This window comes from Mesorhizobium sp. M0998 (assembly GCF_040318885.1).
In the GTDB taxonomy this organism is placed as follows: domain Bacteria; phylum Pseudomonadota; class Alphaproteobacteria; order Rhizobiales; family Rhizobiaceae; genus Mesorhizobium.
The window spans coordinates 18,810-31,478 of the sequence record NZ_JAMYND010000019.1; the positions used below are offsets into that span (position 1 = coordinate 18,810).

The window sequence follows — 12,669 nt, forward strand, 5'->3', positions numbered from 1 at the left end:
GTGCCTTCACCCGTCTGGACAAAAACAGGCTTCACGCATAAACCCAAGTCCCAAATGCCGGAGGAATTCGCTAGCCTGTTCGCCATGCGCTGTCGGGCCGGCGCGATTGAGCGGGGAACAAGGCTCGGCCGCCGGCACGGAAGAGGCGAAAGGATCAGGCACCCGTGAGCGCAACCGACACCCAGGATCCCAACCGTCGTGATTTTCTCTACGTCGCCACCGGCATGGCCGCAGTGGTCGGCGCGGGCGCCGTTGCCTGGCCATTCATCGACCAGATGCGACCGGATGCCTCGACGCTGGCGCTCGCCTCGGTCGAGGTCGACGTCTCCTCGCTGACGCCGGGAATGTCGCTCGTCGTGAAGTGGCGCGGCAAGCCGGTTGTCGTGCGCAACCGCACCGAAAAAGAGATGAGGGACGCCGAGGCGGTCAATCTCGCCGAACTCAAGGATCCAATTGCCCGCAACGCCAACCTGCCGGCCGACGCGCCGGCAACCGACGCCAACCGGACCACGCCGGGCAAGGAAGCCTGGATGGTGATGGTCCAGGTCTGCACCCATCTTGGCTGCATCCCGCTCGGCCAGGAAGGCGATTTCGGCGGCTGGTTCTGCCCATGCCACGGTTCGCAATACGATACGGCCGGCCGCATCCGGAAGGGACCGGCGCCCGAGAACATGGCGGTGCCGGTGTTTCAATTCGTTTCCGACACCAAGATCCGTATCGGCTGAGGCAAGGGATATTTCGATGAGCGAGGGACACTCGACCTATACGCCCAAGACCGGCATCGGACGCTGGTTCGATTCGCGCATGCCGCTGCCGCGGCTGGTCTATGACAGCTTCATCGCCTATCCGGTGCCGCGCAACCTGAACTATGCCTGGACCTTCGGCGGCATCCTTGCGCTCATGCTGGCGGCGCAGATCCTGACCGGTATCGTGCTGGCCATGCACTATGCGGCCGACAGCACTCTCGCCTTCGATTCGGTCGAGAAGATCATGCGCGACGTGAATTCGGGCTGGCTGCTGCGCTACCTGCATTCGAACGGCGCGTCGTTCTTCTTCGTCGCCGTCTACATCCATATCTTCCGCGGGCTCTACTACGGCTCCTACAAGGCACCGCGCGAGTTGCTGTGGATACTCGGCTGCATCATCTACCTCTTGATGATGGCGACCGGGTTCATGGGCTACGTGCTGCCCTGGGGCCAGATGAGCTTCTGGGGCGCTACTGTCATCACCGGCTTCTTCACCGCCATCCCGTTGGTCGGCGACTGGATCCAGCAGCTTTTGCTCGGCGGCTTCGCGGTCGACAATCCGACGCTGAACCGCTTCTTTGCGCTGCATTACCTGCTGCCGTTCATGATCGCCGGCGTTGTCGTGCTGCACATCTGGGCGCTTCACGTCGTCGGCCAGAACAATCCGACCGGCATAGAGGTCAAATCGAAGACCGACACGCTCGCCTTCACGCCTTACGCGACCATAAAGGACGGGTTCGGCATGATCGTGTTCCTGTTCGTCTTCGCCTATTTCGTCTTTTATCTGCCGAACTATCTCGGTCATCCGGACAATTACACCGTTGCCAACCCCCTGAAGACGCCGGCCCACATTGTGCCGGAATGGTACTTCCTGCCGTTCTACGCGATCCTGCGCGCTATCACCTTCAATATCGGGCCCATCAACTCCAAGCTCGGCGGCGTGCTCTGCATGTTCGGCGCGATTGTCATGCTGTTCCTAGTGCCGTGGCTCGACACCTCGAAGGTGCGCTCGGCAGTCTACCGGCCCTGGTACAAGCTGTTCTTCTGGCTGTTCGTGGCCGACGCCATCCTGCTCGGCTGGCTGGGCTCGCAGCCGGCCGAGGGCAGCTATGTATTCATGGCGCAGATGGCGACGCTGTTCTACTTCGCCTTCTTCCTGGTAGCGCTGCCGGTGCTCGGGCTGATCGAAAAGCCGCGGCGGCTGCCGAACTCGATCACCGAGGCGGTGCTCGAGAAGAACAAGGGCGGCGGTGGACATCCTGCCGGCGCCACGACCGCGCCGGAAACCAAGGGCTGAGCATGATTCCGAAAAGTGGAAACCGGTACTCGGACAAGGTCATGCTCGAGACGGTGACGGCGCGTCAGAGAATCTCAAGGGGATTTGGCATGAAGAAGATTCTCTCCTCGCTGGCGCTGCTTGGCCTTTTGGCCGCGGGCATGGGTGCCGCAAGCACTGGAGCCAGCGCCCAGGAAGAGGCGCACAATGAGGCGGCGCCGACGCATTTCCCGATACACGAACCGGAGGAAATGGATTGGAGCTTCGCCGGGCCATTCGGCACCTACGACAAGGCCCAGCTGCAGCGCGGGCTGAAGGTCTACAAGGAAGTCTGCTCGGCCTGCCATTCGATGAATTTGGTGGCGTTCCGTACACTGGAGGGCCTTGGCTATTCGGATGCGCAGATCAAGACGCTGGCGGCCGAATATACGATCCATGACGGACCGAACGATGCCGGCGACATGTTCGATCGTCCCGGCAAGCCGTCCGACCATTTCCCGGCGCCGTTCCCCAATGTGGAGGCGGCGGCGGCGGCAAATGGCGGCGCAGCACCGCCCGACATGTCGCTGCTGGCAAAGGCGCGCGGGGTCGAACGCGGCTTCCCGCGCTTCGTCTTCGATATCTTTACCCAGTATGCCCAGGGCGGCCCCGACTACATCCACTCGCTGCTGACCGGCTACGACCAGCAGCCGCCGGCGGGCATGGTCATACCAGAAGGCACGTACTACAATCCGTACTTCCTGTCCGGCGTGTCGCTGAAGATGCCGAAGCCGCTCTCTGACGGACAGGTAACCTATGATGACGGCGCGCCGCAGACGGTCGACCAGTATTCGCGTGACGTGTCGGCCTTCCTGATGTGGGCGGCCGAGCCACACCTCGAGGACCGCAAGAAGACCGGCTTTCGCGTACTGGTCTTCCTGCTGCTGTTCGGCGCACTGGTCTACCTGACCAAGCGCAAGGTGTGGGCCGGCGTGGCGCACTGAGCCCTGCGATCTACGAGAATGCGAGGGCGTCGAAAGACGCCCTTCTCATTGCAGGCATGTCGATTCATCGCTGCCGGCGCAGAGTGGCCCCTTTTGCCGGACAATTTTCCGTCAGGCGTCACATGGCGGTAGCCGGACTTAGCTGCACCGGGTTACGATTGGCCCATTCCCTTCACGTCTTCAGCCGAATCTGAAAGGCCCGGAGAGCCGCTTGATGAAATCCTCGCTCGAAGAGACGCTGCTTGCCGCGATCCGCACCATTCCGGATTATCCCAAGCCGGGCATCCTGTTTCGCGACATCACTACGCTGCTCGGCAATGCGCGGGCCTTCCGCCGCGCCATCGACGAACTGGTGCATCCCTATGCCGGCCTCAAGATCGACAAGATCGCCGGCATCGAGGCGCGCGGCTTCATCCTCGGCGGCGCCATCGCCCACCAGCTCTCGGCCGGCTTCGTGCCGATCCGCAAGAAGGGCAAGTTGCCTTCCGAGACGGTGCGCGTCGCCTACAGCCTGGAATACGGGCTGGACGAGATGGAGATGCACAAAGACGGTGTTTCTCCAGGCGAGAAGGTAATCCTCGTCGACGATTTGATCGCCACCGGCGGCACGGCCGAGGCGGCCGTCAAGCTATTGCGGCAGATCGGCGCCGACATCCTCGCCGCCTGCTTCGTCATCGACCTGCCGGACCTTGGCGGCCGCGAGAGGTTAGAGGCGCTCGGCGTACCGGTGAGGACGCTGATCGGGTTTGAGGGGCATTGAGCGTTTCTTCCTTCTCCCCTTCTTGTGGAGTAGGGAAGAACTCCGCTCACTCCACCTTCACCAGCACGGCACTTTCGAATTCGATGACCTTGTCGCCGGTCGAATCGAAGGCCTCCGAGCGGAGCGTCAGCAGCCGCCAGCCCGGTCGCGAGGCGATGGGGCGATGGGCCAGCGCGGTGCGGGTGAAAGTCACGGTTTCCCCGGCATAGACAGGTTTGGGCCATTTGAGGTTCTTGAAGCCGGGCGAGGGACCGAATTCCGGCACCGGCCCGGGACCGGGCCAGCGGGCGACCTCTGCCTCTATGCCAGCCTGGAGGTTCAATTTCATCCAGGTGGCGGCGGTGTGCCAGCCCGAGGCGCAGAGCCCGCCGAATATGCTGTTCCTCGCCGCCTCTTCGTCGATATGGAATATCTGCGGGTCGTATTTGCGGGCGAACGCCTTGACCGCCTCCGGTTCGAATCGATGTGAACCGAGCGTGACGGTGATACCGATGCAGAAGAATTCGTCGAGGCTCACGCACTGCCCTCGCGGGTGAGGAACATGACGGTGTTTTCGAGCTCGAAAACACCTTCGCCGCGCTGGTTGAACAACTCGCTGCGCATGGTCACCAGGCCAAGGCGGGGTTTCGATCTGGACAGTCGCTTGGCAAGGACGGTGGTGCTGCCGGTCAACAGGTCGCCGGCCAGGACCGGCCGTTTCCATTTGACCTGGTCGACGCCCGGCGCGCCTTGGGAGGTTGAGTCGAGCAGGAAGGCATCGCACAGCATGCGCATGAACATGGCGCAGGTGTGCCAGCCTGAAGCCGCCAGCCCGCCGAGGATGCTGGCCTTGCCCGCGGCCTCGTCGAGATGCATCGGCTGGGCATCGAACTCGTTGGCGAATTCTATGATTTCGGCGGCGCTTACCAACTTGGTGCCCAGGTCGAGCGAAGCGCCCTCGACAAAATCCTCATAAGCCCAGGTCTTTGCGGTCATGGTTTGGAAATCCTGTTCAGGATTGTACGATCGCTACGGGTCCGGGTCCCGGATGCAGGCAGGGCGGCATTTGGTCAAGCAATTTCTATTGCGCCAGCCCGCTGCGCCCAAGCCGCAGCGCGGTATTGACGACCCTATAGCCAGCCGCGGCGGCGGAAATACCAGAAGGGCAGGATTGCCGAAAGCACCATCATGCCGATGGCGAAGGGATAGCCAAAGTGCCATTTGAGCTCAGGGATGATGTCGAAATTCATGCCGTAGATCGAAGCGACAAGCGTCGGCGGCAGGAAGATGACAGCGGCGACGGAGAAGATCTTGATGATGGCGTTCTGCTCGATCGAGATCATGCCGAGCGTCGCGTCGAGCAGGAAGCTGATCTTCTGCGACAGGAACGTGGCGTGGTCGGCGAGCGACAGCACGTCGCGCGACAAGGTCTTGATGCGAGCGCGGATATCCTTGCTCATCCTGCTTTGGGTGGAGGCATGGGCGAGAAAGCCGGCAAGGCGCTGCAGCGAGATTAGGCTGTCGCGGATCGAGGAGGCGAGGTCTTCCTTGCGGCCAATGCCTTTCAACAGCTCCTGGAAGTCGCGGTTGCGCTTGGAAACCTTGGTCGAGCGTGCCTCGAAGATGTCGCGCGAGATCGCCTCGACGTCGCGGCCGGCGCGCTCCAGAATGTCGGCGAGGCGGTCGACGATCGCCTCCAGCAGTCCGATCAGGATGGTGTCGCCGCTGGTGCAGCCGGTCGCCACCTTCTCGGCGCGCAGCGGAAAGGTCTTGAACGCCTTCGGCTCGTGGTAACGCACGGTGATCAGCCTGCTTCCGGCGAGCACGAAGGTGACCGGCGACATCAAGGGATCGTTCACCTCGGTCTGCGCAGGCAGAATGGCGGTCATGAAGTAGGCGCCGTCCTCGACGTAGAGACGGCTCGAGATCTCGATCTCTTCCATCTCTTCGCGGGTCGGAACGGCGATTCCGAGCCAGGTCTCGATTGTGGTCTCTTCTTCCTTTGTCGGGTTGAAGAGGTCGACCCAGACGACAGTGTCGCTGTTTTGCACCAGATCGTCGACAAGGTGCAGGCGATCATTGTCGACGACGAAGGCCTTGATCATCGCCGGGGTCTCCCTTGCTGTTGCCAAAGAGCGTTCGTTTGGAGGGGGCGCGTCAGTCACATGGCACGGACACGGGCAGGCGAGGCGCGAGGCCGGTGCAGAGGCCCCTTAGACCCCGCACGATGGCCCGTCAAGCAGCGCAAGAGGCACTGCGACACCCTGCTTTGAAGTTTGTCATCGAGCGACGGCAATGGTGACCATTGGGCTCCCTCGCAGGTTCAGGTGTTGAACTTGAACAGCATGATGTCGCCGTCCTGGACGACATACTCCTTGCCTTCGTCGCGCGCCTTGCCGGCCTCCTTGGCCGCGACTTCGCCGCCCAGCCTGACGAAGTCCTCATAGGCGATGGTCTGGGCGCGGATGAAGCCGCGCTCGAAATCGGTGTGGATGACGCCTGCCGCCTGCGGCGCCTTGGCGCCCTTGTGCACGGTCCAGGCGCGTGTCTCCTTGGGGCCAACGGTAAAGTAGGTGATGAGCTGGAGCAGCTCGTAGCCGGCGCGGATGACCTTGTTCAGGCCGGGTTCGTCCAGACCGAGCGTTGCCAGGAATTCCATTTCCTCTTCGTCCGAGAACTGGGCGACCTCGGCCTCGATCGCCGCGGAAATCACAACGGTGCGGGCACCTTGCGCGGCGGCCATCTTCTCGACCGCCCTGGTATGCGCGTTGCCGGTGGCGGCATCGGCTTCCGCGACGTTGCAGACGTAAAGCACCGGGTGTGAGGTCAAGAGATTCAGCCCCTGCAGGATGCGTAGATCCTCAGCCGAGATGCCGTTGAGCAGGATGCGGGCGGGCTTGCCGGCCTGCAGCAGTTCAAGCGCCGCTTCCATCATCGGAAGTGCGGTCGCTGCTTCCTTGTCCTTGCCGGCGGCACGCTTGCGGATCTGCACGATGCGGCGCTCAAGGCTGTCGAGGTCGGCAAGCATCAATTCGGTTTCGACGGTCTCGGCATCAGCGACAGGATCGATGCGGCCCTCGACATGGGTGACGTCGTCATCCTCGAAGCAGCGCAGCACATGGACGATGGCGTCGACCTCACGGATGTTGGCGAGGAATTGGTTGCCAAGCCCTTCGCCTTTGGAGGCGCCACGCACCAGGCCGGCAATGTCGACGAACGAGATGCGGGTCGGGATGATCTCCTTCGACTTGCCGATCGCGGCGATCTTCTGCAGGCGCGGGTCGGGCACCGCCACCTCGCCGGTATTCGGTTCGATGGTGCAGAACGGATAATTGGCGGCCTGCGCGGCCGCCGTCCTGGTCAACGCATTGAAGAGCGTCGACTTGCCGACATTGGGCAAGCCAACGATGCCGCATTTGAAACCCATTTTTGTCTGGTCCTATCGGGAAATCGAAATTTAATCAGGGCTATGGGCGAAAGCCCCGATGATCGTCAAGGCGCAATTCAATTCAGACGCTGCGCGATGTCATCGGTGCCTATCGCCAACGAACGAACGCCGGACCTGCTCAGTATTTGCAGAAGATGCCAGAACGCGTCGACCTCAGCGGTTCCGAAATCGATGGTCAGTTGCCCCTCGAGCAATTGCGCACTGTGAATGACGTTTCCGACGGTCTCCGATGTTTCACGCTCGCTATCGATATCGAACCAGCCGCGAAACCATTCGTCGAAGAGATCGCCGTCGAGCTCATTTATAGGGAATTTAAAATGAACCTCATCCCACCTGAAAGGTGAGATGAGGACATCCATTCCACCCATCCCGGCGTGAATATCCGGAGAGAATTTCACATAGGAATCGCTGTTGATGAATTGCGGATTTGGCTGTCCGTCATTACTGACGAAATCAACCGCGATGAAATTTCGATAGAAGGAATCGACGTTCGAAAACTTGATTTCGGTCGCATGCGATCCTTGGCTGTTGCGAGCAAGTTCGCCGGCAGCGGTGACGAAATAATCAACATACTTCTGTCTGATGAGACGGACCAATTCCTGAATGTCATCCAGATCCATGGCTCAGTCCTTGCCGCCAAAAAGCTTCTTCAGCATGGCCGCCATCGGGCCGGTTTCGGGCAGCTTGGCCGCCGGCTGCTGCGGCCGCGCCTGGCGGACGTGGCTTTGCGCCTTTGGCGCCTTGGGCGGCGGGCGATCGTCGTCGTCCGTCGGCGTGAGCTTGTCGCGCAGCGCCAGCGTCACGCGGTTCATGAACGAATTGTCGTCGCCCTTGGCAAGCAATCCGGCACCATCGGCGATTGCGTCGAGCAGCACGTCCAGCCATTCGCGGTCGCCCTTGGCGAAATCGCCAAGCACATGGCCGTGCACCATTTCCTTGACGCCGGGATGGCCGACGCCGATGCGCACACGGCGAAAATCCTTGCCGACGTGCTGGTCGAGCGAGCGGATGCCGTTGTGGCCGCCGGAACCGCCACCGACCTTGACCCGCACCTTGCCGGCGGCAAGGTCGATCTCGTCATAAAAGACAGTCAGCGCCGAAGGGCCGAGCTTGTAGAAGCGCAAGGCTTCGCCGACCGCCTGGCCGGACAGGTTCATGAAGGTCTGCGGCTTGATCAGGATCACCTTTTCGCCGGCAAGCGTGCCTTCGGCAATCAGACCCTGGAATTTCTTCGACCAAGGCGAAAAGGAATGGCGGCGGGCGATCGCGTCCGCCGCCATGAAGCCGACATTGTGCCGGTTGTTGGCGTATTTCGCGCCCGGATTGCCGAGGCCTGCAAAGACAAGCATCGTCGCCTCCGGGCGGGAAGGGGTTACTTCTCTTCGGCGGCAGGAGCCGCTTCGGGCGCAGCCGCTTCAGTCGTCTCTTCCGCAGCCTCCGGCTTCATCGCCGAGGAGCCGGCAATGGTCGCGATGGTGAAGTCGCGGTCGGAGATCACCGGCTTGACGCCGGCCGGCAAGGTGACGGCCGAAATGTGGATCGAATCGCCGATATCGGTACCGGTGAGATCGACGGTGATGAAATCCGGGATCGCATTGGCCGGGCAGTGGAACTCGACCTCGTGGCGCACGATGTTGAGCACGCCGCCGCGTTTGATGCCGGGCGACTTGTCTTCATTGATGAAGTGCACGGGCACATCGACGTTGACTTCGGTATCCTTGCCGATGCGCAGGAAATCGACATGGACAGGGAAATCCTTGACCGGGTCGAGCTGAAAATCCTTGGGCAGAACCTGGATCTTGTTGCCGTCGACATCGATCGTGGCGACCGTGGTCAGAAACCCGCCGCCATGGATCTTGTAGTAGATGTCCTTGTAGGTCAGCGCAATCGCCAGGGGAGGCTGCTTGTCGCCGTAAATCACTGCAGGCACTTTACCGTTGCGGCGAACTGCACGGGCGGACCCCTTACCGACCTGTTCGCGCGCTTCGGCCTTGAGCTCGTAAGTATCGTGGCTCATGGCATTTCCTTTCGCGTTGTTCTGGAGCGTTCGCGGCCGGCAACGTGCCGGGGCCGTAAACGTCGAAAGCCGACATAGCTGACGCATGACCTGGTCCGAAAACCGGAATCCACTTTTCGGGATCATGCGGGAAGGCGGCCTTCCGCCGCGTTGCCTCCAAGGGTGTCTACGCGGGTGGCGGCTCTATAGCGGAAGGCGGCGCGAGGTGCAAGCGGGCGGCCCATCAGGCCGGAAGTAGCAATGCCGAAAGCGATGCTGCAACGTACAGCCCAACCCCGAAAGACAGATGGGCCATAAGGCTGCGCAGGCGCGCAGTGCGCGGGTTGGGAACTTTCGAAGCCGCGATGCCGATCCCAAAAGCCGGTTGCATCACGAAGATCGGGCGACGATGGTGCAGACGCCGACCAACAGGGCCGGAAGCACTGTCGGGTGCCGTGCCCAGTCGAGGCCCCACACTCCAATCAGCGCTGCGGCAAATACGATGCCGGTCGCGTAATGCGCACTCCATCCAATGGCGGTATCCAATGGCGGTTTCGCCGCGAACGCGGGCAGCTTGTGCGATATTCGCATGTGCAAAACGTCCATGTGGAAAGTGCCCGATCCAGCGGCCGACCCAGGCGTAATCAAGCGGTGGAATCGCGAACATTCGCTTCAGAAACCATCCCCAGAGGTCCATCAGGGCTGTCGCGCCGATTCCAACGACGGCCGCACGAACAACGAACTCCAACATTTTGGCATCTCTTGTTTCACCCGTTGTCGCCTATTGTCGTGGAGTCCAGTGCGTTCTTTCGCCCGACGCCTTGGCAATCCTCAGGGCACGAGGCTGGGCCCCGCGCCGGTTCGAAGGCGGCTTCCCCGACTGGGTGGCTGCAGGCCTGGGGGTAGAGGCCGTGAATTACGAAAGCGGTTAACGGCCGCCAAAATCGGTGTCGCCGCCCAAGCCCGAACACAAATGGAAAGGGGAACCGCGGCGGGTGGAAAGGGGAACCGCGGCGGGGCAATGCCCACGGCGGGTGGACGGCGCGCGCCGGCAGCATGGAAGGGAGCCGATGAACACCTATTCGGAAACAAGCGGTGGAAGCGGCGTTGCGGAAAGAGGAGGTTTCCAGCGAGTGGCGAGAACGGTGCGATAAAGAGTTTCGCTCTACCTTCTATGGCTTCCGCTCGACCAGCATGTAGCCGATCCCACGAACTGTCTGAATGCTGGCCGATGCATCCGGCCCGAGCTTCGCACGCAGATAGCGAATGTATACCTCCACGATCTTCGTCCCGGGTTCGAAGCTGTATGACCAGACATTGTTGAGGATGCGCTCGCGGCTAACCACTTTCCCCGCGTTGAGCATGAGAAAATGCAGAAGGTCGAATTCACGTCGGGTAAGGCTGATTTCCCGGTCGCCGTCCGCAAAACGACGAGCGCTCGTGTCGAGATTGAGGCGGCTCACTCGAAGCAATTGTCGATCCACTGCACCCTGACGGCGTCGGCGCAGCGCGTCAATCCTGGCCACCAGTTCATCAAACGCAAACGGTTTCGTCAGGTAATCGTCGGCACCGCCCTTGAGCCCATCTACGCGATCCTGAATTGTCTCCTTCGCGGTCAGCATCAGGATGAGAACCGGCCACTGCTCCAATCGCACGATCCGGCACAGCTCAAGGCCGTCCAGGTAGGGAAGCAGACGGTCCAGGATCACGAGATCGAATGGATCCGTACGAATAATGGCTAGTCCCTCGCGACCGTCCTCCGCGACACTCACGTGGAAGCCTTCGGCCTCCAACCCCCGGCGGAGAAAGTCGGAGACACGCCGGTCGTCTTCAACGATCAGGATTCGAATCATGGGTGCGATGTACCAGCGGCAGTCTGATTCTGAGGAGGGTTCCCGAAGGCTCAATTCCTTCAAGGCCGATTGTGCCATTGTGCCCGTCTATAATCTCCTTGGCGATCGCGAGGCCAACACCAAGGCCGTCGGCTGCGGACCTCCCGCCGACACGCCCGCGATAATATCGGTCAAACACGAACGGGAGATCGTTGGCATCGATCCCTGAACCGTTGTCGCGGATGGCGATCTCAAGCATTCCATGACGCTCAGCCATCTCGACTGCTATTGTCTGATACGGCTTTGAGTACTTTATGGCGTTGTCGAAGCCGATCAGCAGCGCTTGCTTTAGGCGCTGGGCGTCACCCCGAATGAGGCAATGGTCTGGGTTGAGCGACAGGTCAACGGATATCTGCTTGGGACCTGCGAGTACGGAAGCCTCCTGAACGGCCGCCTTCACAACCTCACCGGTATCGATGTTGCGCAAGGAGAACCTGAAATTTTCAGCTTCGGAGCGGGCGAATGCCAGAAGGTCCCCCAGGTTGCGAGCCATATCTTCAGCGCAATTGCGGATTCGGCTCAGAGCTTCGCGGTAAGATCGAACACGCGGTTGGCCGCGGAGGGCAACGTCGGCCTCTCCGCGGAGAATCGTCAACGGCGTGCGGAGTTCGTGGCTTGCCTCCGCAAAAAATTGTGTGCGTCGGCTATCGATCGCTCTCAGTTGCTCATTGGCTTTCCGCAGTTCACGGGTGCGCAACTGAACCTCCGCCTCCAAGCGGTCCTGTACCGAAATCAGAGCAGCACGTTCGATCTCGAGAGCCTCGGCCATGCTGTTGAAACTTCGCGAGAGGGAAGCGAACTCGTCGCGTCCGGTCGCGGAAACGCGATGGTCGAGCTTGCCTGCAGCGATGGCTTTGGCGCTTTCGTTCAGTTCACGCACAGGTGTGGCGATTGATCGTCGCAGGACCAGGCCGAACCCCAGACTGCCCAGCATGAGCAACGCAGCGAAGCCGCCGGTCAGCAGCAGCAGCCGCCATTGTGCGCCACGGACGCCGGCGAGTTCCTCTCCAACCTCCCTGCGCTCATCGTGCAAAGCGGCTTCAATCATTTCTTCAAGATCGTTCTCTAATCGGTGCTCCACATCGTTGCGGAAGGCGTCTACGATGCCCTTTGGATCCCCCTTTGTTCGCTGGCTGAACAGTCGCTGGGCGGCCCGATCGATCGCCTCAAACAGCGCCTTGACGCGACCGACGAATCTGAGTTCGGCCTCCTCCTGGCGTCTATCGCTCCAATATCCGAGAGCACCGAGTTCCTCGCGAGTGGCGCCCTCCAGCTTGTAGAATCCGGATTTCACTGCTTCTCGCGCCGCTTCGAAATCCGGCATTTGCTCGGGCCCAAGCAGCAAGACTTCAGCGAGTTGCTCGGTGTAATTGTTGGCTTGCCCATTGAGTTCGGCGAGCGCCTCGAACCGCCCGTGGACGCTGTCGATTCGGCGGACGAATTCCTCTGTCAGCTGGAGTGTTGCGAATGCCAGTCCTGAAATCAGTCCGACAAGGGCGAGAATGACGATTTGAAATAGGAAGATGCGGCCTCGAACGGTCATGCGGTAATCCTGCCGGCGATCGGATAATGCCTCTCACCAAATTCTA

At 61.1% G+C, this 12,669-nt stretch carries 14 protein-coding genes; 4 read left to right on the forward strand and 10 right to left on the reverse strand.

Annotation, left to right across the window (positions count from 1 at the left end; genetic code table 11):
* Positions 1–164 precede the first annotated feature (164 nt).
* The 4 genes from petA (at position 165) to NKH59_RS18940 (ending at position 3,765) form a co-directional block, all read left to right on the forward strand.
* Positions 165–725, forward strand: coding sequence for a ubiquinol-cytochrome c reductase iron-sulfur subunit (petA, locus tag NKH59_RS18925; RefSeq protein ID WP_352469731.1), 561 nt, complete (start codon positions 165–167; stop codon positions 723–725).
* Positions 726–741: 16 nt separating this feature from the next.
* Positions 742–2,043 carry a cytochrome b gene (locus NKH59_RS18930; protein WP_352541008.1) on the forward strand — a complete coding sequence of 434 codons (1,302 nt, stop codon included), beginning with the start codon at positions 742–744 and terminating at the stop codon, positions 2,041–2,043.
* 89 nt (positions 2,044–2,132) lie between these two features.
* The gene (locus NKH59_RS18935; RefSeq protein ID WP_352772563.1) at positions 2,133–3,005 is read left to right on the forward strand and encodes a cytochrome c1; all 873 of its coding nucleotides are present in this window, start codon (positions 2,133–2,135) and stop codon (positions 3,003–3,005) included.
* 214 nt (positions 3,006–3,219) lie between these two features.
* Entirely contained in the window at positions 3,220–3,765 is a 546-nt protein-coding gene (locus NKH59_RS18940; RefSeq protein ID WP_352469734.1) for an adenine phosphoribosyltransferase, read from the forward strand.
* Positions 3,766–3,811: 46 nt separating this feature from the next.
* Here the strand turns inward: NKH59_RS18940 and NKH59_RS18945 are convergent, their stop codons facing one another.
* The 10 genes from NKH59_RS18945 to NKH59_RS18990 form a co-directional block, all read right to left on the reverse strand.
* Positions 3,812–4,282 (reverse strand): MaoC family dehydratase, encoded by a 471-nt coding sequence (locus NKH59_RS18945; protein WP_352772566.1) that lies wholly within the window; start codon positions 4,280–4,282, stop codon positions 3,812–3,814.
* Positions 4,279–4,740, reverse strand: a complete 462-nt coding sequence (locus NKH59_RS18950) for a MaoC family dehydratase (RefSeq protein ID WP_352770919.1) — start codon at positions 4,738–4,740, stop codon at positions 4,279–4,281. Before NKH59_RS18950 ends, NKH59_RS18945 begins: the two co-directional genes overlap by 4 nt.
* Before the next feature lie 134 nt (positions 4,741–4,874).
* Positions 4,875–5,849, reverse strand: coding sequence for a magnesium/cobalt transporter CorA (corA, locus tag NKH59_RS18955; protein ID WP_353022700.1), 975 nt, complete (start codon positions 5,847–5,849; stop codon positions 4,875–4,877).
* Positions 5,850–6,067: 218 nt separating this feature from the next.
* Positions 6,068–7,171: a redox-regulated ATPase YchF gene (ychF, locus tag NKH59_RS18960; protein WP_353022702.1), complete on the reverse strand. Its 1,104-nt coding sequence runs from the start codon at positions 7,169–7,171 to the stop codon at positions 6,068–6,070.
* Between the two features lie 77 nt (positions 7,172–7,248).
* A complete protein-coding gene (locus tag NKH59_RS18965; RefSeq protein ID WP_352770921.1) occupies positions 7,249–7,812 on the reverse strand; it encodes a hypothetical protein in 564 nt (187 codons plus the stop codon).
* Between the two features lie 3 nt (positions 7,813–7,815).
* The gene (gene pth, locus NKH59_RS18970; RefSeq protein WP_352850303.1) at positions 7,816–8,541 is read right to left on the reverse strand and encodes an aminoacyl-tRNA hydrolase; all 726 of its coding nucleotides are present in this window, start codon (positions 8,539–8,541) and stop codon (positions 7,816–7,818) included.
* Between the two features lie 23 nt (positions 8,542–8,564).
* Entirely contained in the window at positions 8,565–9,209 is a 645-nt protein-coding gene (locus tag NKH59_RS18975; RefSeq protein WP_352469743.1) for a 50S ribosomal protein L25/general stress protein Ctc, read from the reverse strand.
* A gap of 223 nt (positions 9,210–9,432) precedes the next feature.
* On the reverse strand, positions 9,433–9,939 hold the full coding sequence (locus NKH59_RS18980; protein WP_353022703.1) for a DUF2938 family protein: 507 nt from the start codon (positions 9,937–9,939) through the stop codon (positions 9,433–9,435).
* A gap of 421 nt (positions 9,940–10,360) precedes the next feature.
* Positions 10,361–11,041: a response regulator transcription factor gene (locus NKH59_RS18985; RefSeq protein ID WP_352450507.1), complete on the reverse strand. Its 681-nt coding sequence runs from the start codon at positions 11,039–11,041 to the stop codon at positions 10,361–10,363.
* The gene (locus NKH59_RS18990; protein ID WP_352469745.1) at positions 11,019–12,623 is read right to left on the reverse strand and encodes a sensor histidine kinase; all 1,605 of its coding nucleotides are present in this window, start codon (positions 12,621–12,623) and stop codon (positions 11,019–11,021) included. The genes NKH59_RS18985 and NKH59_RS18990 overlap by 23 nt, the downstream gene beginning before the upstream one ends.
* Between the last annotated feature and the right edge of the window lie 46 nt (positions 12,624–12,669).

What these genes read in the sequence shown, in the direction of transcription:
- NKH59_RS18930 (WP_352541008.1), top strand. Translation starts at nt 742, where the DNA reads ATGAGCGAGGGACACTCGACCTATACGCCCAAGACCGGCATCGGACGC.
- NKH59_RS18935 (WP_352772563.1), top strand. Translation starts at nt 2,133, where the DNA reads ATGAAGAAGATTCTCTCCTCGCTGGCGCTGCTTGGCCTTTTGGCCGCG.
- NKH59_RS18940 (WP_352469734.1), top strand. Translation starts at nt 3,220, where the DNA reads ATGAAATCCTCGCTCGAAGAGACGCTGCTTGCCGCGATCCGCACCATT.
- NKH59_RS18950 (WP_352770919.1), bottom strand. Translation starts at nt 4,740, where the DNA reads ATGACCGCAAAGACCTGGGCTTATGAGGATTTTGTCGAGGGCGCTTCG.
- corA (WP_353022700.1), bottom strand. Translation starts at nt 5,849, where the DNA reads ATGATCAAGGCCTTCGTCGTCGACAATGATCGCCTGCACCTTGTCGAC.
- ychF (WP_353022702.1), bottom strand. Translation starts at nt 7,171, where the DNA reads ATGGGTTTCAAATGCGGCATCGTTGGCTTGCCCAATGTCGGCAAGTCG.
- NKH59_RS18965 (WP_352770921.1), bottom strand. Translation starts at nt 7,812, where the DNA reads ATGGATCTGGATGACATTCAGGAATTGGTCCGTCTCATCAGACAGAAG.
- pth (WP_352850303.1), bottom strand. Translation starts at nt 8,541, where the DNA reads ATGCTTGTCTTTGCAGGCCTCGGCAATCCGGGCGCGAAATACGCCAAC.
- NKH59_RS18975 (WP_352469743.1), bottom strand. Translation starts at nt 9,209, where the DNA reads ATGAGCCACGATACTTACGAGCTCAAGGCCGAAGCGCGCGAACAGGTC.
- NKH59_RS18980 (WP_353022703.1), bottom strand. Translation starts at nt 9,939, where the DNA reads ATGTTGGAGTTCGTTGTTCGTGCGGCCGTCGTTGGAATCGGCGCGACA.
- NKH59_RS18985 (WP_352450507.1), bottom strand. Translation starts at nt 11,041, where the DNA reads ATGATTCGAATCCTGATCGTTGAAGACGACCGGCGTGTCTCCGACTTT.
- NKH59_RS18990 (WP_352469745.1), bottom strand. Translation starts at nt 12,623, where the DNA reads ATGACCGTTCGAGGCCGCATCTTCCTATTTCAAATCGTCATTCTCGCC.